This window comes from Rhodanobacter sp. FW021-MT20 (genome assembly GCF_041107475.1).
In the GTDB taxonomy this organism is placed as follows: Bacteria; Pseudomonadota; Gammaproteobacteria; order Xanthomonadales; family Rhodanobacteraceae; genus Rhodanobacter_A; species Rhodanobacter_A glycinis.
Genome location: NZ_JBGBPX010000001.1, coordinates 268,245 through 291,585, shown reverse-complemented (window position 1 = coordinate 291,585; position 23,341 = coordinate 268,245). Strand labels below are relative to the sequence as shown.

The 23,341-nt window shown below is 66.7% G+C and carries 26 protein-coding genes and 1 tRNA gene; 13 read left to right on the top strand and 14 right to left on the bottom strand.

Going from position 1 to position 23,341, the window contains the following annotated elements; genetic code table 11:
• Positions 1–2: 2 nt before the first annotated feature.
• Together purN and purM are read right to left on the bottom strand one after the other, a co-directional pair.
• Positions 3–665: a phosphoribosylglycinamide formyltransferase gene (purN, locus tag AB7849_RS01510; RefSeq protein ID WP_008208015.1), complete on the bottom strand. Its 663-nt coding sequence runs from the start codon at positions 663–665 to the stop codon at positions 3–5.
• 234 nt (positions 666–899) lie between these two features.
• Complete coding sequence (gene purM / locus AB7849_RS01505) at positions 900–1,949, bottom strand: phosphoribosylformylglycinamidine cyclo-ligase (RefSeq protein WP_008208017.1); 1,050 nt, start codon at positions 1,947–1,949, stop codon at positions 900–902.
• Positions 1,950–2,042: 93 nt separating this feature from the next.
• On the opposite strand from purM, the gene AB7849_RS01500 reads away from it, so the two are divergent.
• The 3 genes from AB7849_RS01500 to hda all read left to right on the top strand — a co-directional run bounded on the left by AB7849_RS01500 (position 2,043) and on the right by hda (position 5,266).
• Positions 2,043–3,035, top strand: a complete 993-nt coding sequence (locus AB7849_RS01500) for a DUF2066 domain-containing protein (RefSeq protein ID WP_369500492.1) — start codon at positions 2,043–2,045, stop codon at positions 3,033–3,035.
• Between the two features lie 348 nt (positions 3,036–3,383).
• A complete protein-coding gene (locus AB7849_RS01495; RefSeq protein WP_369500491.1) occupies positions 3,384–4,562 on the top strand; it encodes an AI-2E family transporter in 1,179 nt (392 codons plus the stop codon).
• Positions 4,559–5,266, top strand: coding sequence for a DnaA regulatory inactivator Hda (gene hda, locus AB7849_RS01490; RefSeq protein ID WP_037100958.1), 708 nt, complete (start codon positions 4,559–4,561; stop codon positions 5,264–5,266). Before AB7849_RS01495 ends, hda begins: the two co-directional genes overlap by 4 nt.
• 93 nt (positions 5,267–5,359) lie before the next feature.
• Here the strand turns inward: hda and AB7849_RS01485 are convergent, their stop codons facing one another.
• A complete protein-coding gene (locus AB7849_RS01485) occupies positions 5,360–6,166 on the bottom strand; it encodes an inositol monophosphatase family protein (protein WP_008213630.1) in 807 nt (268 codons plus the stop codon).
• A 153-nt stretch (positions 6,167–6,319) separates the two neighbouring features.
• Here AB7849_RS01485 and AB7849_RS01480 point away from each other — a divergent pair, with 153 nt between their 5' ends.
• A complete protein-coding gene (locus AB7849_RS01480) occupies positions 6,320–7,084 on the top strand; it encodes an RNA methyltransferase (protein WP_369500490.1) in 765 nt (254 codons plus the stop codon).
• 328 nt (positions 7,085–7,412) lie between these two features.
• Here the strand turns inward: AB7849_RS01480 and AB7849_RS01475 are convergent, their stop codons facing one another.
• Positions 7,413–8,741, bottom strand: coding sequence for a hemolysin family protein (locus tag AB7849_RS01475; protein WP_008213626.1), 1,329 nt, complete (start codon positions 8,739–8,741; stop codon positions 7,413–7,415).
• 288 nt (positions 8,742–9,029) lie between these two features.
• Between AB7849_RS01475 and AB7849_RS01470 the strand changes: the two genes are divergently transcribed.
• Together AB7849_RS01470 and AB7849_RS01465 are read left to right on the top strand one after the other, a co-directional pair.
• On the top strand, positions 9,030–9,659 hold the full coding sequence (locus tag AB7849_RS01470; protein WP_369500489.1) for a DUF47 domain-containing protein: 630 nt from the start codon (positions 9,030–9,032) through the stop codon (positions 9,657–9,659).
• Between the two features lie 57 nt (positions 9,660–9,716).
• Positions 9,717–10,841: an inorganic phosphate transporter gene (locus AB7849_RS01465; protein ID WP_008213623.1), complete on the top strand. Its 1,125-nt coding sequence runs from the start codon at positions 9,717–9,719 to the stop codon at positions 10,839–10,841.
• Positions 10,842–10,892: 51 nt separating this feature from the next.
• Here AB7849_RS01465 and AB7849_RS01460 read toward each other — a convergent pair whose 3' ends face one another.
• The gene (locus AB7849_RS01460) at positions 10,893–11,297 is read right to left on the bottom strand and encodes a hypothetical protein (protein WP_008213622.1); all 405 of its coding nucleotides are present in this window, start codon (positions 11,295–11,297) and stop codon (positions 10,893–10,895) included.
• Positions 11,298–11,378: 81 nt separating this feature from the next.
• On the opposite strand from AB7849_RS01460, the gene AB7849_RS01455 reads away from it, so the two are divergent.
• The gene (locus tag AB7849_RS01455) at positions 11,379–11,720 is read left to right on the top strand and encodes an MGMT family protein (protein ID WP_092705127.1); all 342 of its coding nucleotides are present in this window, start codon (positions 11,379–11,381) and stop codon (positions 11,718–11,720) included.
• Between the two features lie 73 nt (positions 11,721–11,793).
• Positions 11,794–13,608 carry a DNA helicase RecQ gene (gene recQ / locus AB7849_RS01450; RefSeq protein WP_008213620.1) on the top strand — a complete coding sequence of 605 codons (1,815 nt, stop codon included), beginning with the start codon at positions 11,794–11,796 and terminating at the stop codon, positions 13,606–13,608.
• Positions 13,609–13,632: 24 nt separating this feature from the next.
• On the opposite strand, the gene AB7849_RS01445 is transcribed toward recQ, so the two are convergent.
• From AB7849_RS01445 to ftsY, 9 genes are all read right to left on the bottom strand, one after another.
• Positions 13,633–13,887 (bottom strand): hypothetical protein, encoded by a 255-nt coding sequence (locus AB7849_RS01445; protein WP_008213619.1) that lies wholly within the window; start codon positions 13,885–13,887, stop codon positions 13,633–13,635.
• A 139-nt stretch (positions 13,888–14,026) separates the two neighbouring features.
• Positions 14,027–14,356, bottom strand: a complete 330-nt coding sequence (locus AB7849_RS01440; RefSeq protein ID WP_008213618.1) for an MliC family protein — start codon at positions 14,354–14,356, stop codon at positions 14,027–14,029.
• A 66-nt stretch (positions 14,357–14,422) separates the two neighbouring features.
• The gene (locus AB7849_RS01435) at positions 14,423–15,004 is read right to left on the bottom strand and encodes a DUF4232 domain-containing protein (protein WP_008213617.1); all 582 of its coding nucleotides are present in this window, start codon (positions 15,002–15,004) and stop codon (positions 14,423–14,425) included.
• 3 nt (positions 15,005–15,007) lie between these two features.
• Positions 15,008–15,577 (bottom strand): peroxiredoxin, encoded by a 570-nt coding sequence (locus AB7849_RS01430; protein ID WP_008213616.1) that lies wholly within the window; start codon positions 15,575–15,577, stop codon positions 15,008–15,010.
• Positions 15,578–15,753: 176 nt separating this feature from the next.
• Positions 15,754–15,829, bottom strand: a tRNA-Phe gene (locus tag AB7849_RS01425).
• 71 nt (positions 15,830–15,900) lie between these two features.
• Entirely contained in the window at positions 15,901–16,179 is a 279-nt protein-coding gene (locus AB7849_RS01420; RefSeq protein WP_008213614.1) for an oxidative damage protection protein, read from the bottom strand.
• 13 nt (positions 16,180–16,192) lie between these two features.
• Positions 16,193–17,239 carry an A/G-specific adenine glycosylase gene (mutY, locus tag AB7849_RS01415; protein WP_008213613.1) on the bottom strand — a complete coding sequence of 349 codons (1,047 nt, stop codon included), beginning with the start codon at positions 17,237–17,239 and terminating at the stop codon, positions 16,193–16,195.
• Positions 17,236–18,330, bottom strand: a complete 1,095-nt coding sequence (locus AB7849_RS01410) for an AsmA family protein (protein WP_008213612.1) — start codon at positions 18,328–18,330, stop codon at positions 17,236–17,238. The genes mutY and AB7849_RS01410 overlap by 4 nt, the downstream gene beginning before the upstream one ends.
• Complete coding sequence (gene ftsY / locus AB7849_RS01405; RefSeq protein WP_008213611.1) at positions 18,327–19,469, bottom strand: signal recognition particle-docking protein FtsY; 1,143 nt, start codon at positions 19,467–19,469, stop codon at positions 18,327–18,329. Before ftsY ends, AB7849_RS01410 begins: the two co-directional genes overlap by 4 nt.
• Before the next feature lie 86 nt (positions 19,470–19,555).
• Between ftsY and rsmD the strand changes: the two genes are divergently transcribed.
• The 5 genes from rsmD to ggt all read left to right on the top strand — a co-directional run bounded on the left by rsmD (position 19,556) and on the right by ggt (position 23,288).
• Entirely contained in the window at positions 19,556–20,131 is a 576-nt protein-coding gene (gene rsmD / locus AB7849_RS01400; RefSeq protein ID WP_008213610.1) for a 16S rRNA (guanine(966)-N(2))-methyltransferase RsmD, read from the top strand.
• Between the two features lie 30 nt (positions 20,132–20,161).
• Positions 20,162–20,701, top strand: a complete 540-nt coding sequence (gene coaD / locus AB7849_RS01395) for a pantetheine-phosphate adenylyltransferase (RefSeq protein ID WP_037100952.1) — start codon at positions 20,162–20,164, stop codon at positions 20,699–20,701.
• Complete coding sequence (locus AB7849_RS01390) at positions 20,694–21,197, top strand: hypothetical protein (protein WP_008213608.1); 504 nt, start codon at positions 20,694–20,696, stop codon at positions 21,195–21,197. The genes coaD and AB7849_RS01390 overlap by 8 nt, the downstream gene beginning before the upstream one ends.
• Before the next feature lie 112 nt (positions 21,198–21,309).
• Positions 21,310–21,564, top strand: a complete 255-nt coding sequence (locus tag AB7849_RS01385) for a YfhL family 4Fe-4S dicluster ferredoxin (RefSeq protein WP_008213607.1) — start codon at positions 21,310–21,312, stop codon at positions 21,562–21,564.
• Positions 21,561–23,288 carry a gamma-glutamyltransferase gene (ggt, locus tag AB7849_RS01380; protein ID WP_008213606.1) on the top strand — a complete coding sequence of 576 codons (1,728 nt, stop codon included), beginning with the start codon at positions 21,561–21,563 and terminating at the stop codon, positions 23,286–23,288. The genes AB7849_RS01385 and ggt overlap by 4 nt, the downstream gene beginning before the upstream one ends.
• Positions 23,289–23,341 lie beyond the last annotated feature (53 nt).

The window sequence follows — 23,341 nt, the reverse complement described above, 5'->3', positions numbered from 1 at the left end:
GTTCAACGGCTCAGTTGAAAGCCACTCAGGTTCAGCGGCCGGGTCAGGGGCGAGCCGTCGAGCGTGATCCCGTTCGGACCCAATGCCAGCCGTTGCGCGGCGATCAATGCGATCACCGCCGGCAGCAGGCGATGTTCCAGCGGCAACAGACGTTCGGCGAGGGTGTCCTCGTCATCGCCGCTCTCGATCGAGATGCGCGCCTGGGCAATCACCGGCCCGCCATCCAGCTCGGCGGTGACGAAGTGCACGCTGGCGCCGTGTTCGGCATCGCCGGCTTCCAGTGCGCGGCGGTGCGTATGCAGGCCACGATATTTCGGCAGCAGCGAAGGGTGGATATTGACGATGCGCCCGGCCCAAGGCTCCAAGGCCGCGCCGTCGACGATGCGCATGAAACCGGCCAGCACCAGCAGCTCGGCGCCGCTGTCGGCGATGCGTGCGAACAGGTCGAGGTCGAATGCGCGCCGGTCCGGATAGCTGCGTGGAGACAGCGCCAGCGTGGGAATGCCGGCGGCTTCGGCCAATCGCAGCGCGCCGGCACTGGCCTTGTCACTGGCGACCAGGGTGAACTCCACCGGCAAGGTGCCGGCGTCGCGCGCGGCGATCAGTGCGGCAAGGTTGCTGCCGCGGCCGGAGGCGAGGACGGCGATGCGTAGGGGAAGGGTCATGGTCCGGAAGGTGTTGGGGGCGTCATTCCGGCAAAAGCCCACTGCTGTCCGGAATGATCCGTGACAGCCGCAGCAATGCGCGGGGCATGCCGCCGCGATGCGTTTGCTCGTCATTCCGGCACAGGCCGGAATCCAGCAGCGACCACGCTTGCCCAGGCCCTAAAGCCACGGGATTCCGGCCTGCGCCGGAATGACGGTGAATCAAGCGAACAGGCGTATTTGAGCTGGCCGGCATCACCCGATCCGCACGCGCTCGTCGCCCTGTGCGGTCACCACTTCACCGATCACCGCACTGGCCAGGCCGTGCCGCGCCAGCAACGCCGAGGCGGCGTCCACCGCGTCGCGCGGCAGGATCACGGTGAAGCCCACGCCGCAGTTGAACGTGCGCCACATTTCCTCGCGCGCCACGTTGCCTTCGCGCATCAGCCAGTCGAACACCGGCGGCAGCTTGATCGCGGCGGCGTCGAGCGCGAGGCCCAGGCCGTCGGGCACCACGCGGATGATGTTTTCCTTGAGGCCACCACCGGTGATGTGGGCCATGCCGTGGACGGCCGAGCGCTGCCCGGCCAGCAGTTCCAGCATCGGCTTGACGTAGATCGTGGTTGGCGCCATCAGCGCATCGACCAGCTTGACGCCGCCGAGGTCCAGGTCGAGGCCGCCGTTGTCTAGCGTGGCGCCGGCACGTTCCAGGATGCGCCGCACCAGCGAATAGCCATTCGAGTGCGGGCCACTGGAGGCCACGCCCAGAACCACGTCGCCGGCGGCGATGGCGTCGCCGGTGAGCATGGCGTCCTTTTCCACCACGCCGACGGTGAAGCCGGCCAGGTCGTATTCGCCGGGCGGGTACATGTCGGGCATTTCGGCGGTTTCGCCGCCGATCAGCGCGCAACCGGCCAGCTCGCAGCCCCTGGCAATGCCGCCAACCACGGCTGCGGCGGTATCCACGTCCAGCTTGCCGGTGGCGAAGTAGTCGAGGAAGAACAGCGGCTCGGCGCCCTGCACCAGCACGTCGTTGACGCACATGCCGACCAGATCGATGCCGATGCTGTCGTGGCGGTTCAGCATCTGCGCCAGCTTCAGCTTGGTGCCGACGCCGTCGGTGCCGGACACCAGCACCGGCTCCTTGTATTTGCCGCCCAGGTTGAACAAGCCGCCGAAGCCACCCAGTCCGCCCATGACCTCGGGGCGGAAGGTGCGCTTGACCAGCGGCTTGATGCGTTCGACGAGGGCATTGCCAGCGTCGATATCGACCCCAGCGGCGCGGTAGGTGAGGGCGTCGGACATGGCGGAAACCGGCCTTGGAAAACGCGTAATGATAGACGTTGGGGGCCGGATTGGGCAGACTTTCCCTGAGTTTCCCCCAAGGTCCACCCCGTCATGCGCCTGTCGCGTCCGCTGATCGCCTTCCTGCTGCTGGGCTTTGCCGCGCTGTCGCCGCTGCGCGCGCTGGCCCAGTCCACCTCGCCCTACACCGTCGTGGTGCCGGTTTCCGACACCAGCGAGGCGCAACGCGACCAGGGCTTTGCCACGGCGTTGGCCCAGGTGCTAGCACGGGTTTCCGGTGGCCAGGACCTGCGCAGCAAGCCCGGTTACGCCGATGCCTTGAAGCATGCGCCCGGCATGGTGCAGCAATACCAGTACCAGCGCGGCACCGGCACCCCGCCGGGTTTGCTGCTGCAGGCGACCTTCGACAGCGGGGCGGTGCGTCGGGCGATCACCCAGATGGGTGCCAGCAGTGCCGGCGTGAAACCACCCGTGCTGCTGGTGGTGCGCGATGCCGGCGGCAAGCTGCTGGGGCAGGGGGCCTTGGCGGCGCTGGCCTCGGCGGCCGGCCAGCGCGGTTACAGCGTGGTGTATGCCAACGCTGCGGCACTGCCCGATCCGGCCAAGCTGGCGGCGGCCGATCCGGCGGCGCTGGCGGTGGTCACCAGCCAGTATCACACCGGCCTGGTGCTGTTGGGCCAGTTGAAACAGGGTGGCGCCGACTGGACCCTGGTCAGCGGCGGCAAGACGCAGCAATGGACGGACCAGGCGCCCGGCACCGACATCCTGCTGGGCAATGCCGGCAACGCGATGGCGGACCGTGTCGGTCGACAGCTCAACGTGATCGGCGGCGGCACGGTCGAAGGCAAGTTGTGGGTGTCGGGGCTGAACTCGGCAATGGATTACGCCAACATGCTGGCCACCTTGCGCGCCGATCCCTCCGTGCTCAAGGCCACCACGCTGGGCGCACAGGATGACGGCGCCCTGCTCGACGTGAAGATCAACCTGCCGTTGTCGGCGCTGGCCGCCGATCTCACGGCCAACGGTCGCCTGTTGCAGGCGCCGGTCCACGACGGCGCGGATGTCAGCCTGCGCTGGTTGCACTGAGCCGGGACGATGTCCGCGGCATCGTGTTGGCCGTGGCGTCCACTGCCGAGGGGCGCTTCGCTGCGGTTTGCGGGTGCGATGCGGTGAACGCACTGAATGCCGGTTCGGGCGGATGCTGACCGGGCTGATCCGGGCGCAACCCGGCTGGCTGCTCCAGGCCCGCGGCGTATCGTCGATTGTTCATGTGCCGGTGGCCGGGAGTACTCCCGCCCGCGTCGCGGCTGCAGCGGGTGGCGACACGGTACGCCACGAGTCGGCCGGACGGTGCATGGCGCATGTCCGGTCCGGCACGCTGACACGCACCCGCCGCATCGGCGACACTTCGATACCGCATCCGAGAGCTTGCCCATGAACCACGATCTTTCGCCAGACGCTTCGCGTCGCTGGCAGTTGCTGGCGATCACGGCCGTGATCGTCTGGCTGATCTGGTTGCTGGCGCCGGTGATCATGCCGTTCGCGATCGCCGGGATGCTGGCCTATCTCGGCGATCCGCTGGCCGATCGACTGGAAAAGTACGGCATGGGCCGCACGCTGGCCGTGAGCATCGTGTTCATCGTGCTGGTGCTGGTGGCGGCCGGCGCACTGCTGTTGCTGGTGCCGCTGATCGCGCGCCAGATCGAGAGCGTGGTGCAGAACTTCCCGAACTACCTGGCATGGGCGCGCGACACCGCGTTGCCGTGGCTGCAGCACAAGCTGCATCTGGATCCGCATGCGCTGGACAGCGACCGCCTGATGGCGGCGCTGAAGGAGCACCTGGGCTCCATCGGCAGCGTGCTTGGCAAGCTGTCGCGCTCGGGCGTGGGTGCGGTGATGTGGCTCACCAACCTGGTGCTGATCCCGGTGGTGGCGTTCTACCTGCTGCGCGACTGGGACCGACTGGTGGCGTGGATCGATCGCATGCTGCCGCGCTCGGTCGAGCCGACCATCGCGCATCTGGCGCGCGAGTCCGATGCCGTGCTCGGTGCCTTCGTGCGTGGCCAGTTGCTGGTGATGCTGGCGCTGGGCATCTTTTATGGCGTGGCGTTGACCCTGGTCGGGATCTCGGTCGGTCCACTGATCGGCATGGTCGCCGGCCTGCTCAGTTTCGTGCCGTACCTGGGTTTCATCACCGGCTTTGTCGCCGCCATCATTGCCGCGCTGGTGCAGCACGGCGACTGGAGCCATGTGCTGATGGTGGTCGGCGTGTTCGTGGTCGGCCAGTTGCTGGAAGGCTACGTGCTGGTGCCGCGGCTGGTGGGCGAGAAGATCGGCCTGCATCCAGTGGCAGTGATCTTTGCGGTGCTGGCCGGCGGCTATCTGTTCGGCTTCCTCGGCATCCTGCTGGCCCTGCCGGCGGCCTCGGTGATCCTGGTGGTGCTGCGTTACCTCAGCGAGCGCTACCGACAGAGCGAGCTGTATACCGAGTCCGGGCCGGACGACCCGGCGCTGACCGAAGTGGACGTCACCGTTACCACCGACAAAGGCAGCGTGGAGACGACAACCGTCATGGCCAGACCCGACGACAAGGGCGCCGACACCCCGACATGATTCCGCAACTCCCGCTTGCCCTGCGCTGGCCCCGTCGCCAGCGTTTCGAACATTTCCACCCCGGCGCCAATGCAGTCGCCTTGGCCGCCGTGCAGGCGCTGGCGCATGGGCCTGGTGCGCCGTGGGTGTATCTGCAAGGCCCTGCCGGTAGCGGCAAGAGCCACCTGCTGATGGCCGCCTGCCAGGCGGCCAGCGAGGCCGGGCGCATGGTGCAATACCTGCCGCTGGCGAAGCTGGGCGACAAGGTTGCCGCGCTGCGTGGCGTGGCCGGCAGTGCGCTGCTGGCGCTGGACGACCTGGGCGCCATTGCCGGCGAGCGCGAGGCGGAACACGCCTTGTTCGACCTGTACAACCAGGCGAAAGCCGAAGGCGCGGCGTTGCTGTTCGCGGCCGAAGCGGTGCCGACGCAACTCGGCCTGGGCCTGCCCGACCTGCGTTCGCGCCTGGGTGCCTGCACGCAGTTCCCGCTCAAGCCGCTGGATGACGGCGAGCGGCGCGAAGTGTTGAAAAGCCAGGCGTCGACGCGTGGCATCGAGCTGGACGACACCGTGCTGGACTGGCTGTTCGCCCGCTATGCGCGTGATCTCGGTGCGCTGCTCGACCTGTTCGATCAATTGGACCGGGCCTCGCTGGCCGCGCAGCGACGGATTACCGTGCCGTTCCTGCGCGGCTTTCTTCGCGAGGCGGGTCAGGAACCGGTTTGAGCCGGCTGTATCGAGCCATGGCCGGCAGACGACAAGTAAAAACGACAAGGGCGCCCATCGGCGCCCTTGTTGCGTTCAACCTGACAGCTGGGTTCAGGCCTTGAGCAGTTCCGGCGTCGCGTGCTGGCCGATGGCGTCGACCATCGCCTTGGCCACGTGCAGGTTGCCGGCGATGATGTTGCCGCTGGCGGGGATGCCGTCGCGGCCGGCGAAGTCGCAACAGCGGCCACCGGCCTCGCGCACCAGCAGCACGCCGGCAGCCATGTCCCAGGGCTTCAGGCCCAGCTCGAAGTAGCCGTCGTAGCGGCCGGCGGCGGTGTAGGCCAGGTCCAGCGCGGCGGAGCCGGAACGGCGGATGTCCTCGGCCTGGCCAAGCAGGGCGCGGGTCATCGCCAACTGGGCGTCCAGGTGTGTGCGCTGGCGGTAGGGGAAGCCGGTGGCGATCATCGCGCCGCCCAGGTTTTCGCGCTTGCCGATGCGCATGCGGCGATCATTGAGGAAGGCACCGTCGCCCTTGCTGGCGGTGTACAGCTCGTCGCGCAGCGGGTCGAATACCACGCCGTATACCGGCACGCCCTTTTCCACCAGTGCGATGGAAACGGAAAAATGCGGGATGCCGCGCAGGTAGTTGTGGGTGCCGTCGAGCGGATCGATCACCCAAGTGTGCGTGCTGCTCTTGCCGATCGCACCGCTTTCCTCGGCGAGGATGGCGTGGTCGGGATAGGCGCGGCGCAGTTCCTTGACGATTTCGGCCTCGGCCAGCTTGTCGACCTCGGAGGCGAAGTCCATGCGCTGCTTCTCGACGACATGGAGGCCGTCGATGCGGTTCATGTAGCGCAGGATCACGTTGCCTGCGGCGCGCGCGGCGCGTACCGCGATGGTGACGGCGGGTCTGGTCATGGCTTCGACTTTCAAAAGAGCGGGTTGCGGCGGGGGATTCTAGCAGAGCATGGGCGCGGCGGCTTGCCACGCGTGCCCGAAGGCTTGTCGAATGCCCGACCCGGGCGATGCATCGGCTATGCTCATCGGCTGTTCCACGCCCATGCCATGCCCATGAATACCGCTGTCGACCTTGCCCCCTTGTTCCGCTTCGTGCTGGTGCGCACCTCGCATCCGGGCAACATCGGCAGTGCGGCGCGGGCCATCCGCACCATGGGTTTCACCCGGATGGAACTGGTGGCGCCGCACCGTTTCCCTGATCCCGAGGCTCATGCCCTGGCGGCAGGCGCGGATGACGTGCTGGAAGCGGCCGGCGTGCATGCGGAGCTGGTCGACGGTTTGGTCGGCAGCACGTTCGCGCTGGGGCTTTCGGCCCGCCGGCGCGGGGTGAACCTGCCCGAGCTTTCGCCCCGCGAAGGTGCCGAGCAGGCGCTGGCCGCCGCTGCGCGGGGGGAGCAGGTGGCGCTGCTGTTCGGCAACGAGCGCACCGGTCTGGAAAACGACGAGCTGGCGCGTTGCCACGCGATGGTGCGCATCCCCAGCGTGGACGATTTCAGCTCGCTGAACCTGTCGCAGGCGGTGCAGGTGATGGCCTATGAATTGCGCACGGTCATGCTGGGCGATGCGCCTTCCGAAGCACCCCCCGAACACGACCGCCCGCTGGCCGACGCGGCGCAGATGGAGCGCTTCTACGAGCATCTCGGCCAGACCCTGGACGACATCGATTTCCACAAGGGGCGTTCGGCCGAAACGATCATGTTGCGCCTGCGCAAGCTGTTCCAGCGTGCGCAGATGGACGAGCGCGAATTGCGCGTGCTGCACGGCATCCTGGCCGATGCGCAGCGCATGGCGATGCTGGCGGGGAAGGGCGGGAAGTGAGTGGAGAGAAGTGAGGAGTGAGGAGTGAGGAGTGAGGAGTGAGGAGTGAGGAGTGAGGAGTGAGATGAAGAGCTGTAGGCTCTCTCGCCTTTCTCCATCGTCCCGTGGATCCTTGGAGACGGTTTGATTGATCGGTTTTTGCGCGTCATTCCTGCGGCTCTACAACGGCCGAGTGAGCTTTCGCTGGGATGACGAGTAAAATCGGACCTTCCTTGGTTGAGGCTTTTCAGCAGAAGCGCAAAGCAGAGACGAGGCGTGAGGAAGCCGGGAAACCTTGCAAGCTCGCGGGCTTTCTCTCACTCCTCACTCCTCTCCACTCACTTCTCGCCTAGCCGGTTTCCTCGTCGCCGGTTTCTTCGCTCGTCGGTGCCGGTGTGACCAGCAGCTTGTCGATGCGGGCGCCGTCGAGGTCGACGACTTCGAAGCGGATGCCGCGCCATTCGAAGATTTCGCCAGCCAGCGGGATATGCCCCAGCGCTGTCATCACCATGCCGGCGGCGGTATGGAAATCGTGCTCGTCCTCGCCGGGCAGGCTGTCCACGCGCAGCAGTTCGCGCAGGTCGTCGGTGGGCAGGCTGCCGTCGACCAGCCAGCTGCCGTCCGCGCGCACCACGATCGGCGCGCTTTCCTCGCCATTGCCATGGCCAAGCTGGCTGGCGCCGACCACGGCGGCGAGCAGGTCGTTGAGCGTGACCAGGCCTTCGATGTCGCCGTATTCGTCCACCACCAGCGCCATCGGCGTCTCGGCGTCGCGGAATTCCTCCAGCAGGTCCAGCGCGCGGGCGGTGGCGGGCACGAACAGCGGCTTGGCCAGGGTGCGGAACAGCTCGGGTGTGCCTTGCACGATGCCGCCGAGCAGGCTCTTCACCTCGACCACGCCGACGATGTCGCTCTCGTCGCCACGGTAGACCGGATAGCGCGAGTAGGGCGTGTCGCGCATCACTTCGACGTTCTCGCTGCGCGGTGCGGCGATGTCCAGCCACGCTACGCGCATGCGTGGCGTCATCACGCTGTCGACCGTGCGGTCGCCCAGGCGCAATACCCGGTTCACCATGGCCTGTTCGTCGATGTCGAGCACGCCCTGTTCGGTGCTTTCGGCCACCAGCAGGCGGATTTCTTCCTCGGTGACCGCGTCGCGGCCCTTGTCGCTGATCCGCAGCAGCCGCATCAGCAGGCCGCTGGAGGTGTTCAGCAACCACACGAAGGGCGCGGTGGCGCGCGACAGCACCAGCATCGGCATGGCCACGATGCCGGAGACGCGCTCCGGCGCCGCCAGCGCCAGGCGCTTGGGTACCAGTTCGCCGATCACGATCTGGATGAAGGAGATCAGCACGAAGCCGAGCACGATGCCGACGATCCGGGCGTACGGCGCCAGCCAGGCCAGGCCACGGCCGTGCAGCAAGGCGGCGATGTGGCTGCCGAGGACATCGCCGGCCACCGCACCGGTGATCAGCATCACCACGGTGATACCCACTTGCACGGTGGACAGGAAGCGCTCGGGCGCCTCGGCGTGGCGCAGGGCGACGCGGGCGCGGCGGCTGGTGCGCGCCATTTGCTTCAGGCGGCTCTTGCGCGAGGCGACCAACGCCATTTCCGACAACGCGAAGAAACCGTTGCACAGGGCCAGGACGAAGACGAGCGCGATTTCGGTCAGCATCGCGGCAGGCAGGGTGGGGGCGACATGGGGTGAGTGTAAGGCCTGTCGCGCCGGTCTTCACGCCAAGAGGGCATTTCCGGAAAACCGCCAGCCTGGTTTTCGCCGGGCGGTGAATCCGGCACGTGCCCGGAATCGTCCCGCCGGGCGGGCGCTTGCGCCGCCATCATGCCGGCTTGTCCGGCGTCGAAACGGTTCTCCACGCTGCATCGAGGCGTCCCGAATGGTGCGGTGCGGGGGACCTGTCCTGTAACATCACGGTAACCACGATTCCATCCAGGCATAGCCCGCATGTTTTCATTGCAGACCATCTTCGGCAAAGGCGACAAGTTCTACAACTTGCTGGAACAGAGTGCCGCCGCGGCCCACGAGAGCGCCAAGGCCCTGCACGGGCTGGTGACCCAGGCCGACCACACGCCGGTGATGGCGGAATTCGCGGCCGCCCGTGCGCGCGAGAAGGCGCTGGCGGCGCAGATCAGCGAGGAACTGGTGAATACCTTCGTCACCGCGCTGGACCGCGAGGACATCGAGGCGCTGAATTCCGCGCTGTACAAGATTCCCAAGACGGTGGAAAAATTCGCCGAGCGCTACGAGATCGTGGCCCAGCGCCTGGCCGGGGTGGATTTCGCCCAGCGCGCGATGGTGCTGGAGCGTTCCAGTGCCGTGGTGGTGGAGATGATCGGCGAGTTGCGCCGCGGCCTGCGCATCGATCCGGTGAAGAAGCTGCAGGATCGCCTGCAGACGCTGGAATCGGAAGGCGACCGCATGCTGCTGGCGCCGTACCGCACGCTTTACGTGGAAGGCAATGACGCGATGCGCGCGATGCTGGCGAAGGATCTCTTCGAGTTGCTGGAGAAGGCCATCGACAAGTGTCGCAACGTCGGCAACATCGTCTATTCGATTGTGCTGAAGAATTCCTGAGGGTCCGCACATGCCGATGTCGAATCGCGGATTGCGCATGCTCCGGGGAGATCGTGCATGACGATCGGACTGGTTGCCGTGGTGGTGCTGATCGCACTGGTCTTCACCTACATCAACGGATTCCACGACACCGCCAACTCCATCGCCACCGTGGTGGCGACCAAGGTGCTTTCACCGGGGCAGGCGGTGCTGCTGGCGGCCGTGACCAACATGATCGGCGCGCTGTGGGGAACCGCCGTGGCGGCGACCATCGCCGCGGGCATCGTCAATACCGGGGTGATCGAGGCCGGCCCGCAGTTGCTGGTTTGTGCCTTGCTGGCGGCGATCGTGTGGAACCTGATCACCTGGTGGCTGGGCTTGCCGTCCAGCTCCAGCCACGCGCTGGTGGGGGCGCTGGTGGGCGCGGCGATTGCCGGTTCCGGCGGCCGCTTCGACGCGGTCATCTGGTCCCATGGCGGGGCCCATTGGTGGCTGGGTAATGGCGTCATTCCCAAGGTCGTGGTGCCGATGGTGATTTCGCCGTTCATGGGCTTCCTGCTCGGTTTCGTGCTGATGGGGGCGCTGTATGCACTGCTGTCGTGGTTTTCGCGCCGGCAGGGTTTCCTGCATCGCTTCGGTCGCACCCCGTTCGTCAACAGCTTCTTCGGCAAGGCGCAGATTGCCTCGGCCAGTGCCATGGGCCTGGCGCATGGCATGAACGATGCGCAGAAGAGCATGGGCATCATCGCGCTGGCGTTGGCCGGTGCCACCGCGGCGGGGCAGTTCGATCATCTGCCGGACTGGCTGCACTTCCTGCGCATCAACGAATCCGCTGCCGGTGGTTTCGTGGTGCCGGCATGGGTGGCGGTGGTGTGCGCGCTGACCATGGCCGGCGGCACGGCCGGCGGTGGCTGGCGCATCATCAAGACGCTGGGCCACAAGATGGTGAAGCTGCACCCGATCAACGGTTTCGCCGCCGAGGGCAGTTCGGCCATCGTGATCCTCGTCGCGTCGGCGTTCGGCCTGCCGGTGTCCACCACGCACGTGGTGTCTTCGTCGATCATGGGCGTGGGCACGGCCAAGCGTTCCAACGCGATCCGCTGGAGCGTGGTGCAGCGCATGGTGTGGGCGTGGATCCTGACCTTGCCGATCACGGCGCTGATCGCCTACGGCTTCGTGCGGCTGGCGCAAGGACTCATCTGAGCCGGTGACGCCGGCCAACCAGCGCCAGACAGCTTGCTAGAGCGCGTCGTGCTAGAGCGCGTCGCCGTCGTCGGCGATGGCGCGTTCGAGCTGGTCGCCGAGCAGGCCAATCTCGCCGATCAGGCGTTGCAATTCGGCTTCGTCCAGCAGTTCGTAAGGGCGGTTCTCGCACAGGTGCAGGAACGGCGAGCCGTCCAGGTCGGTCACGGCCAGGAAACCGCAGCGCTGTTCCCAGTTGAAGCGCAGGCAGCGATGCGGGTCGGTGCCGGCCAGCGGCCCGATCGGCGTGGACACGCGCAGGTAGCGTCGCCCGCCCTCGTCCTCCAGTTCGGCCAGGTAAATGCCCTGGTTGCGACCTTGCGGCAGCCGCAGGTCGAAGCTGATCAGGTAGGGATCGTTCTGGCGTAGCGTGTACTGGCTACCGATATGCGAACGCACGGCTTCGAAGTGACGCATGGTGCGGCTTCCTTGTTGAACTGCCTGGCCGGCGATATCCCGATGGTACCCTGTGCGCCTTCCGTCACCCAAATGATTGCCATGCAGGACAGCCACGCGCGCGTGTACGCCGCCATCGCCGCGATTCCGCCCGGTCGCGTCGCCAGCTATGGCGCCATCGCCGCGCGAGCCGGCTTGCCGGGGCGTGCACGATTGGTGGGCAAATTGCTCGGCGAAGTGCCTGACGGGATGGAGCTGCCGTGGTTCCGCGTATTGCGCTCCAGCGGCCATATCGCGTTGCCTGCGGGCAGTCGTGGCTTCCGTGAACAATGTCGGCGATTGCGCGCGGAAGGGGTAGAGGTGAAGAACGGACGGGTCGCGCTGAGCGCGTTCGGACTGGATGCGGATACTGACCGCGTCCTGTGGGGCATGCCCGACGCCTGACGCGGGTCGGCCCGACAGGCGCCATCGTCGTGGACCGGTCGCCGCCCGTGTCCGGTTTGCTAGCATGTGCGCAATGCAGTCCTCCCCCCTCGACATCCTCGAAAGCGTTTTCGGCTATTCCAGTTTCCGCGGCGAGCAACAGGCCATCGTCGAACACCTGGCCGAAGGCCACGATGCGCTGGTGCTCATGCCCACCGGTGGCGGCAAGTCGCTGTGCTACCAGATTCCCGCGCTGCTGCGGCAGGGCACCGGCATCGTGGTCTCGCCGCTGATCGCGTTGATGCAGGATCAGGTGGATGCCTTGCGCGCCGCCGGCGTGGCCGCGGCCTACCTCAACTCCAGCCTGGATGCCGAAAGCCAGCGTGAGGTGGAACGGCAGTTGCTGGCCGGCGAATTGAACCTGCTCTACGTGGCGCCGGAGCGCCTGCTCACGTCGCGCTTCCTGGGGTTGCTGGAACGCATGGAACCCGCGCTGTTCGCCATCGACGAAGCGCACTGCGTATCGCAATGGGGCCACGATTTCCGCCCCGAATACCGTGAGCTGACCCTGCTGCACGAGCGCTTCCCGCACGTGCCGCGCATCGCGCTTACTGCCACCGCCGACCCGCGCACGCGCGAGGAGATCGTCGAGCGGCTGGCATTGCAGGATGCGCGCCAGTTCATCTCCAGTTTCGACCGTCCGAACATCGGCTACCGGGTGATGCTGAAGCACAACCCGCGGACGCAGCTGATGCGTTTCATCGAGGAGCATCGTGGCGAGGCCGGCATCGTCTATTGCTTGAGCCGCAAGAAGGTGGACGACACCGCCGCATGGCTGGCCGAGGCCGGGATCGAGGCGCTGCCGTACCACGCCGGGCTCGACGCGGCCACGCGCGCGCGGCACCAGCAACGCTTCCTGCGCGAAGATGGCGTGGTGATGGTGGCCACGGTGGCGTTCGGCATGGGTATCGACAAGCCGGACGTGCGCTTCGTGGCCCACCTGGACCTGCCGCGTTCGATGGAAGGCTATTACCAGGAAACCGGTCGCGCCGGTCGCGATGGCCTGCCGGCCGAGGCGTGGATGGTCTACGGTCTGTCCGACGTGGTGACGATGAGCCAGATGATTGCGCAGTCCGAATCGGGCGACGAGCGCAAGCGCGTCGAACGGCAGAAACTGGAATCACTGCTGGCCTATGCCGAAGCCACGCGTTGCCGGCGCGAGCTGCTGCTCGGTGCCTTCGGCGAGGCATTCCATGGCCCCTGCGGCCATTGCGACAACTGCGTCGAGCCACCGAAAACCTGGGACGCCACCGTGCCCGCGCAGAAGGCGTTGTCGGCGGTGTATCGCAGCGGCCAGCGTTTCGGCGCCGGCCATGTCGTCGACATCCTGCGTGGCGTGGACAGCGAGCGCGTGGGCCAGCTCGGTCACGACAAGCTCAGCACCTTCGGCATCGGCGCCGACATGGACGAGAAGGGCTGGCGCTCGGTGTTCCGCCAGTTGCTGGCCGCCGGCCTGCTGGCCACCGACGCGGAAGGCTACGGCACGCTGCGGCTGACCAAGGCCAGTCGCGAAGTGCTGGTCGATGGACGACGGGTATTGCTGCGCGAGGATGCCAAGCCGGTGCGCTCCACGCGCCGTCGCCGCGACAGCCAGCTCGTCACCGGGGCCAGCATCGGCATCGAGGCGTACGAGCAGCCGTTGTGGGACGCCTTGCGCGCCCTGCGCACGCAACTGGCGAAGCAGCAGGGCGTGCCGCCGTATGTGGTGTTCCACGATGCCACGTTGCTGGCCATGCTGCGCGCGATGCCGGCCAACGAGGACGAACTGGCCGAGGTCAGCGGCGTCGGCGAAGCCAAGCTCAAGCGCTATGGTCGCGATTTCCTGGCGGTGATCAACGCGAAGGAATGACTCGCGCTGGCGCCGCGCGCCCGTTCAATAAGCGGTGCACCAGCGCGGCAAGGGCGTGCATGAGGCGCGTGCGAAGGATGGCTTCGACGGACAGCGCCACGCATCCAGCGATATCGGCAGCCGGGCCTGCGGCCAGGTGTTGCGCAAGGTTGCCAGTGCGATCTCCGCCGAGTCGTGCCTGCCGCATTCGATGCGGTCGTGCAGGGCGCGCCAGCGACGGCCGTGCTGCACGATGCGGAACAGCCCGAGCTTCGAGGGGAACACGTATTGCGTCAGCATGGCGGCATCCTCCGGGTGGGGTGGGGAGGCATGATGCGATCACTGCATGACGCAGCGGTTGCCGTGGCGGGACGGCGCGATGGCAGGCACGGGGCAAGTGTCTGACCAAGGGGCCTGATGCGCGAACCGGCCCGCTTCGTCAGGGCGCGTGGCAGGCCACGCCCGGCGCCGATGCGTAGGTTTCCCCCGGCTTGAGTGGTGCGAGGGAGGCATCGTGCATGCCCTTGGTCCACCACTGCCAGGTGTCGCCAACGTAGCGCGCGCCATCGGCGGATCGGGCGATGTGCAGGCGATGGGCATGCCCGGCGAGCGTCAACACGGCGGTATCCGCGTCGGGGTAACTGGCCTGCACGCTGCGACCGTCGTCGCAGCGGTAGCTGAATGTCTTCGCCGTCACGCCAGGGGCGGGCGTCTGGCAGCCGGCAAGCAGCAGGGCCGGGATGATCAACAGGGTGCGTGGTGGCTTCATGCGGGAAACTCCTGCGAAATCCGATCGACAGCAGCATGCCTGTCGCCGCGTGACGCGGAAGTCACCTCAGGGATGCGTCGTTGCGGCCCGGAATGGCGTCATCGAATAGCTGGACGGTTTGCCGCCGGCGCCGCACAGGTGGCCGGAAAACGCGGAGGACACCGCTTCCTTGCCGATCATCAGCGTGATGAATGCCGGCGATTCGCAGTGACCGTGGTCGTAGACGTTGCCGGAAACCCAGCGCATGTCGCTGGTCACCGTTGCCCCGGGCGGCACCACGACGGGCAGCAGCACCGGTCCCGGATGCATCCCCACCGTGGTTTGCATGACGATGTCCAGCGGCTGCCGGCCGCTGTCGGTGAATTGCGGCAGCGGGCGTGCCGGCATCGTGCACGGCGCCTTGCCGTGGTTGCGCAGGACCAGCATGGTGCCGGAGTGCGACATGCCGTTGAACCGCCCGTCACCACCATCGAGGCCGAGTGCGAGTTGCGTTGCGCTGCATGGGCCGGCTTGTGCGGATGCCGACACCGCCACGGGTGTCGTGGCGGTGTCGTGCGAGCGCGGCGAGCAGGCCGAAATGGCCAGCAACGGCAGGCTTGCGGCCAGAACCGTGGGGAAGCTTCGCGTGAACCTGTTCCGCAGCGCCATCGATTACGGCGCCTTGCCCGCCTGCAGTTTCTGCACGATGGCCAGCGACTTCGTCACGTGCTGGTCCGGCCGCAGGTGGTCGGCTTCCGATGAAAGCGCAGCGACGATGTGGCCGTCGCGGGCAATCACGAAGGTGGTGCGCGGGATGAAGCCGTGGTCGATCGCCACGCCACGCACGTCCTTCATGCCGGCTTGCGACGCCATTGTCTTGAGGTCGTAGGACGCGGCGATCTTGCCGTGCGCGTCGGAAGCCACCGGGAATTTGCCGGCGCAGTATTTCGGGTCCGCCGAGAACGTGTTCAGCCGCTGGATGCTGTCCGCCGACACGCCGATGATGGTGGCGCCCGCCGCATCGAATTTGTCCTTCTCGGTGGCGAAGGTATGCGCCTCGAGGTCGCAGCCGCCGGTATAGGCCGACGGGTAGAAATACACCACCACCGGCCCCTTCTTCAGGGCTGCCTTGAGCGAAAAGGTGAAGTCATGGCCGGCCCGGCTGGCCTCGGCCGTGAAGTCCGGCGCCGTGGCGCCCGGTTTGAGCGCCGCCAGTGCCGGCGTCGCCAGAAGCAGTGCCATCAAAGCACCCGTTGCCATCGATCCCGCAAACCGCCTGTTCATGTGCGCAATCCTCTGGAATGGGGAAACACACGCTAGCACGCGCGAAGTGGCGTGTCAGTCGACAGGAACTGGCCGTGACCATGCGCATAACGAAAAAGCCTATCCGGAGAGGACAGGCTTTTTGCAAGAATCTATGGTGGCCGGGGACGGAATCGAACCGCCGACACGGGGATTTTCAATCCCCTGCTCTACCAACTGAGCTACCCGGCCAAGGGTGGACGACCGCGCGGGTCATCGGTGTTGCGTGGAGCCGCGCATTAAAGCGGATGTGCGGTTGGGCGTCAAGACTTGGCGTCGGGGGCGACGTAGCCCGGGACCGGGGAAAGCTCTCCGCCGAACAGGAATTTCTCCATTTCGCCGGCGAGGAATTTGCGTGACTCGGGATCGAGCGGATTGAGCCGGTTTTCGTTGATCAGCATGGTCTGGTGGGCCAGCCATTGCTGCCAGGCGGGCTTGGAGATCTCGGCGTAGATGCGCTGGCCGAGCGGGCCGGGCCAGGGGGCGAAGTCGAGGCCTTCGGCGTCGATGCCGAGCTTCGCGCAATGGACGGTGTGGCTCATGGACAACAGTTCCTCAAAGACTTTGCAGCAAGCTGCGGACGGGGGCCGGCAGGCCGAGCGAGGCCAGTTCACCAGCGCCGCACCAGCGCAGATGGGGATTATCGGCGATCGCGGGGTGTGCTGTCGCGCCGTCGAACAACAGTGGCTCGATCCGCAGCCGATAGTGACTGAAGACGTGGACGAAGGGTGTCAGCGCCTGCGCGTCGTCGATGACGGCGTGCTGTTGGGCGATGCGCCACGCGGCATCGTTGTCGCCGGCTTCGGGCAGGCTCCACAGGCCCGACCAGACGCCTTGCGGGCCGCGGCGTTCGAGCAATATCTTGCCGCGTGCGTCGCGCAGCACCAGCATCACGGTGTCGCGTTCGGGAATGGTCTTGCGCGGCTTGGGGCTGGGCAGTTGCGCGGTGAGTCCATCGCGCCGGGCCACGCAGTCCGTGGCGAGCGGACAGGCGTCGCACTGCGGCCGCGAGCGCACGCATACAGTGGCGCCCAGGTCCATGATCGCCTGCGTGTAGTCGGCTACGCGTTGGCTTGGCGTGTGGGCATCGGCATGCTGCCAGAGCTGTTTCTCCACGGCGCCCTGGCCAGGGTGGCCATGGATGCCGTGATAGCGGGTCAACACGCGTTTGACGTTGCCGTCGAGGATGGGAAAGCGCAGCCCGTACGCCTGCGCGAGGATCGCCCCGGCGGTGGAACGACCGATGCCCGGCAGCGCAACGAGCGCGTCGAAATCGCGTGGCAATTCGCCGCCATGCCGAGCCACGCATTCTTGCGCGGCGCGTTGCAGGAAGCGTGCGCGGCGGTAGTAGCCCAGTCCGGACCACAGCGCGAGCACCGTGTCTTCATCGGCCGCGGCCAGGTCGCGCAGCGTGGGCAGGGTTTCCACAAAGCGCTGGAAGTAGGGAATGACCGTGGCGACCTGGGTCTGTTGCAGCATGATTTCGGACAGCCACACGCGGTAGGCGTCGCGTGCATTGCCGGGTCCGGCATGTTGCCAGGGCAGGTCGTGGCGGCCGTGGTGGTCGAACCAGGCCAGCAGGGGAGCGGCGATGTCGCTCACTTTTTCTTCGGCTTCGGCGCGTGTTTTGTCTTTGCCGGTTGAGCTGGCGTGGCGGTGCTGGATGCGGCCGCAGGCACGGCGTCGCCTGCGCGCACGCTGAGGCCTTCGATATGCATCCCGCCCACGTCAAGACTGGCCACGTCGATGCTGCCGTTGGCGGGTGGCACGGTCAGTTGCGGCGCGGAGGTCGTGCTGCCCAGTTGGGTCCACCAGTGCGCCAGTGCCAGTGGCGGCAGGCGCAGGTCGACGTGGTTGTCCGTGCCATCCAGCTTCAGTGCCAATAGCAGCGGGCTGTTCTGATCGGCCGGAGTCAGCGTGAGCGACGTGCTGTAGTCGCCGCGATCCTTGTCGGCCAGCGTGCCGTGCAGTTGCAGCGAGGCGTTTGCCGCGCCCTGCCAGCGTGCGGTGCCGGTCAGTTGCAGCGACAACGTGCTGCCGTGCGCGATGTGCAAGGCGATGTCATCGAGTTGCAGCGAGTTGCCCTGCATGCGCGGTGTGGCGGACAGATGCCATTGAACCGGAGTGTCGTCGGCGGTGCGGGCGGTGACGTCGAGCAGGAACGGCTTGTTTGGAATCAGGCTGCCGGCGTTCAGGGTGACCTGGTTCAACAACAGGTGGTCGCCGCTGACCACGCTGCCCTGGGTGATGCGTACGCCGGTGTCGATGCGCGGTACTTGCAGCGGCGCGCTGGCCGGGCGTGGCGGCAGCGCGCCGAGCCAGTCCTGCAGTGCGCCAAGGTCCACGCGAGGCGAGTCGATTTCCAGCTGCGAAATGGCGGTGGGACCGCCGAAAATGGTGCGCCAGGGCAGTGCCAGGCGCCCGCGCGCGGCAAGCAGGATCGGCGTGCTGGCGCCTTGCGCGGTCAGCGTCAGCCCTTCCAGTTCGAGCGAAGGGTAAGGGAGCAGGGTCGGGTGGGCAGGGCTGGCCAGGCTGAGTTCCAGCCCAGCACCGTGCGCCTGCGACTGCAGCATGGCGGTGAAGCGATCCGGCTGCAGTAACAGATACAGCGTCACCAGCACGGCCAGCACCAATACCGACACCACGCCGGCGCAGGCGATCAGTGTCAGGCGCAGCCGGCGCGACAGGGTCATGGCTGGCCGAGGCGCGGAGGCAGCAGGCCGTCGACGAAGGCCTCGGCATTGAAGGTGCGCAGGTCGGTGGCACCCTCGCCGAGGCCGACATAGCGGATCGGCAGGCCGAACTCGCGGGCCAGCGCGAATACGACGCCGCCCTTGGCGGTGCCATCCAGTTTGGTCACCACCAGGCCGGTGACGCCGACGATCTGGCGGAACTGGCGCAACTGGCTGAGCGCGTTCTGGCCGGTGGTGCCGTCGATCACCATCAATACCTCGTGCGGCGCCTCGGGGTCGAGCTTCTTCAGCACGCGGGCGATTTTGCCCAGCTCGTCCATCAGACCGCCCTGGGTGTGCAGGCGGCCGGCGGTGTCGGCGATCAGCACGTTGGTGCCGCGCGCACGCGCAGTCTGCAGGGCATCGAAGATCACGCTGGCCGAATCGGCATCCTGGCCCTGCGAGATCACCGGCACGCTGTTGCGTGCACCCCAGGTCTTGAGCTGTTCGACGGCGGCGGCACGGAAGGTATCGCCGGCGGCCAGCAGCACTTCGCGGCCTTCGTCGCGATAGCGGCGCGCCAGCTTGCCGATGGTGGTGGTCTTGCCGACGCCATTGATGCCCACGGTGAGGATCACGAACGGCAGGCGATCGCCCATGTCCAGCGGCTTTTCGACGGGCGCCAGTCGCACCAGAAGGGCCTGGCGCAGCGCTGCCAGCAGGGCGTCTGCGTCGGCGAACTCGCGCTTGTGCATGCGTGCGCGCAGGTTTTCCACCAGCTCGGTGCTGGTTTCGATGCCGACATCGGCGGTAATCAGGATGGTTTCCAGCTCATCGAGCAGGTCGTCGTCGAGCTTGGGGTGGCGCACGAACAGCGAGCTCAATCCACGCGCGAAGCCGCTGCCGGACAGCCGGTCACGCCAGCCGCGCCGGGTCGGTTCGGCGGGTGCCGCCGGGGCCTCGGGAACCGGCTCGACGACAACGGGTTCGCTCGCAACCGGGTCCATGCCCGGCCCGGGCGCGGGCTCAACCGCCGTTATCGGCGTGACGGCAGGGGTTTCGGCAACGCTTTCGTTGTCCTCGACGGATGGCGAGGCGGGCGCGTCGGCAGGCTGCTCGGGCGTCGTGCCGGCGGGTTTTTTCTTCCAGAACTTGAGCATTGCGGCGGCGATTCAAAGACAATGGGCGGCATGCTAACACTCCCTTCCATACCGGCCGCTGAGCCGCGGCAAGAAGCCCGGGCGGCATGAACGGCAGGGCCGGACGCATCCGCATCATCGGCGGCAGCCTGCGCAACTCCCGACTGGACGTGCCCGACCTGCCGGGCTTGCGGCCCACGCCCGAGCGCGTGCGCGAAACCCTGTTCAACTGGCTTGCCCCGACCATCGCCGGCGTGCAGGCGCTGGACCTGTGCGCGGGGACAGGTGCACTGGGCATCGAGGCGTTGTCGCGCGGTGCGGCCGGCGTGCAGTTCGTGGAGCGCGACGCGGCGGCGGCGAGGGCATTGCGCGAGAACCTGGCCCGGCTCAAAGCACCGGGCGGGGCGGTTGCGGCAACTGATGCAGCCAGCTATCTGCACGGCGCGCCGCGAACCTTCGGGCTGGTGTTCATGGACCCGCCCTTTGCGCTGGAGCTGTGGGCGCCCCTGGCGCGGCAACTGGAACAGGGCGGCTGGTTGACGCCGTCGGCGCAAATTTACGTGGAATCCCCGCGCAACACGCTGCCGGCGCTGCCCGCGAACTGGCAGGCATGGCGCGAGGGGGCCGCTGGCGACGTGCGCTTTGCCCTGTATCGCCGGGCTGGTGACCTTCCGTTAAGCTAGGCGTCTCCCCCACAGGTGTTGCCCCGTTCCGTGAACAAGCCACCCGTCAACACTCGCCTGGCCGTCTATCCGGGTACGTTCGATCCGATCACCAACGGGCATGCCGACCTGGTCGCCCGTGCCGCACCGCTGTTCGAGCGCATCGTGGTGGCGGTGGCCGAGAGTCCGAACAAGGGCAAGGGGCCGGGTTTCAGCATCGGCGAACGCATTGCGCTGGCGCGACTGGCGCTGGCCGACCTGCCGAACGTCGAAGTCCGCGGGTTCGATTGCCTGCTGGCCAGCTTCGTCACCCAGATCGGCGCCGGGGTTATCATCCGGGGGCTGCGCGCCGTGTCGGATTTCGAATACGAATTCCAGCTGGCGAGCATGAATCGCCACCTGATTCCGCAGACGGAGACGCTGTTTCTCACGCCGGCGGAGCAATACAGTTTCATTTCCTCGTCGCTGGTGCGCGAGATCGGACGCCTTGGCGGCGATATTTCCGGCTTCGTGCATCCAGCGGTACAACAAGCCATGCGCCAACGCTGGCACAAGAAGTCACCCGAAACCGAAGGGGATCATCATGCGTAAATTCGCCTATCTCGCCACCGCCCTCGCGCTGACCGGTTGCCTGGCCCTGACGGCCTGCAACAACCAGGACAGCAACCAGCAGGCCACCGCGCAGGTGCAGAAGCTGACCAAGCCGACCAACCCGAACGACACCAAGGCCTGGGGCGCTTACCTGACCCAACTGGTGCGCAGCAACCTGCAGGGCATGACCGCCGCCCAGCCGTACCCGTACCTGGTGCCGGCCGGTGACGACGATGCCTCCAAGGCCGGTTACCAGCGCCAGCTGGAAAATGTGCAGGACACCGTGGCCCGCGGCGTGCTGCCGGGCAACCTGCTGGCCTTCGCCGGTCCCGATTCCAGCAAGACCGCCGACCTGATCGTCGCGGCTTTCCAGGGCGCCAAGCCGGGTTCGTTCAAGGGCGTGATCGTGCTGTTCATCGGTGACAAGGCCGATGAGCAGCGCGTCGAGACTGCCGTCAATCCGACTGGCGCTACCGTGCGCTTCGTGCAGATGTAAGCGCCAGGAGTGAGCAGTGAGAAGTGAGGAGTGAGAGAAACAGCCGGGTATGCGGCGAGTTCTTGCTTTCTCTCACTTCTCACTCTTCTTCACTCACTCCTGCCTTGATGTCATGTCCCTGAAAATCCTCGATACCTGCGTCAACTGCGACGTCTGTGAACCGGTTTGCCCGAACAAGGCGATTTCGCTGGGTGAGGAGTACTACGTCATCGATCCGGCCCTGTGCACGGAGTGCGTCGGTCATTACGACGAACCCCAGTGCGTCGAGGTGTGCCCGGTCGAATGCATCCTCGTTGATACCGATCTTCCCGAGTCGCGTGCCGACCTCGAACTCAAGTACCGCCATCTGATGGAGAACAAGCCATGACTGTTGCGTTGCGCTGGCGCATCGTGCTGCTGGGCGCAGCCCTGGTCGCTGCCCCGGCATTCGCCGCTGCCGATCAGGCACCGGCGCAGGCCCATGCCGCCGCTGCCTCGCAGCTGGCCTTGCGTCCCGGTCACGCAGCCATTGCCAGCGCCAATTTCCTGGCGACCAATGCCGGTTTCGAAGTACTGGCCAAGGGCGGCAATGCCTTTGACGCAGCCATCGCGGTGGCTTCCACGCTGTCGGTGGTGGAACCGGAAAGCTCCGGTCTCGGCGGTGGTTTCATGGCCACGCTGCATATCGCCAAGAGCAACCGCAACGTGTTCCTGGACGCGCGCGAAGTGGCGCCCGCGGCGGTGAACCCGAAGGACTACGTGAACCCCGACGGTTCGCCCAACCGCGATGCGTCGCTGAAAGGGCCGCTGTCCGCCGGCATTCCGGGCGAACCGGCCGGGCTGGTCTGGTTGGCGAAGCATTACGGCAAGCTGCCGTTGAAGACCTCGCTGGCGCCAGCGATCCGCATCGCCAGCGACGGCTTCAAGCCCGATCCGCGCCTGCTGTCATCGATCGCGGGCGAGCAGAAGAATCTCGAACGCTGGCCGGCCTCGGCCGCCAAGTACCTGCCGAACGGCAAGCCGCCGGTGAAAGGCGCGATCTGGCGTGATCCCGGCCAGGCACACACGCTGGAGCTGATCGCCGCCCACGGCGACGCGGGCTTCTACCACGGTGAAGTGGCGCAAAAGCTGGTGGACGCGGTGCGCGCGGCCGGCGGCAACTGGACGCTGGCCGACCTGGCCAACTACCGCGCCAAGGAACGCACGCCGATCACCATCGACTATCGCGGCTATCACATCATCACCGCGCCGCCGCCGTCTTCCGGTGGCGTGGCGATGGCGGAGATCTTCAATATCCTGTCCGGTTACGACCTGAGCAAGATGGACAAGGCCCATCGCGTGCACTACATCGTCGAGGCGATGCGTCGCGCGTTCCGCGACCACAACGATTACCTCGGCGATCCGGACTTCGTGAAGATGCCGCTGGCGATGCTGCTGTCGCCGTATTACGCCGATGGCCTGCGCCAGAGCATCCTGCCCGACAAGGCCACGCCGTCGTCGATGCTGCCGCATGGGCCGACCCACGATCCGGGCATGCACACCACGCATTTCTCGATCATCGACAAGGACGGCAACATGGTGGCGATCACGTCCACCGTGAACTACATCCTCGGCTCGACCTTCGTCGCCAAGGGCACCGGCATCCTGCTCAACGACGAGATGGACGATTTCGCGCTGGTGCCGAACAAGCCCAACGTGTACGGACTGCTCGGCAGCAAGGCGAATGCGCCGGCGGGCGGCAAGCGCATGCTGTCGTCGATGTCGCCGAGCATCGTGATCGGACCGACACGCACGGCAGTGATCGGCTCGCCGGGTGGTTCCACCATCATCACCCAGGTGATGGAAGCCGTGCTGCATTTCGTCGATGGCCAGAGCGCGCAGCAGATCGTCGCGGACAAGCGTTTCCACCACCAGTTCCTGCCCGATGTGGTGGACGTGGAGGACGGCACCTTCGATCCGGCGACCAGTGCCGCGCTGGAAAAAATGGGCTACACGCTCAAGCCGCGCGAATCCTGGGGCTTCATGAACGTGGTGACCTGGGACCGCAAGAGCAACACGCTGGACGCGGCCAGCGATCCGCGTCGCCCGTCCGGGCTGGGCAAGGTGGAGTAATTTTTTCTCGTCATGCCGGCCTGCATCGGCATGAAGGGCGGCAGGGTTGGAGT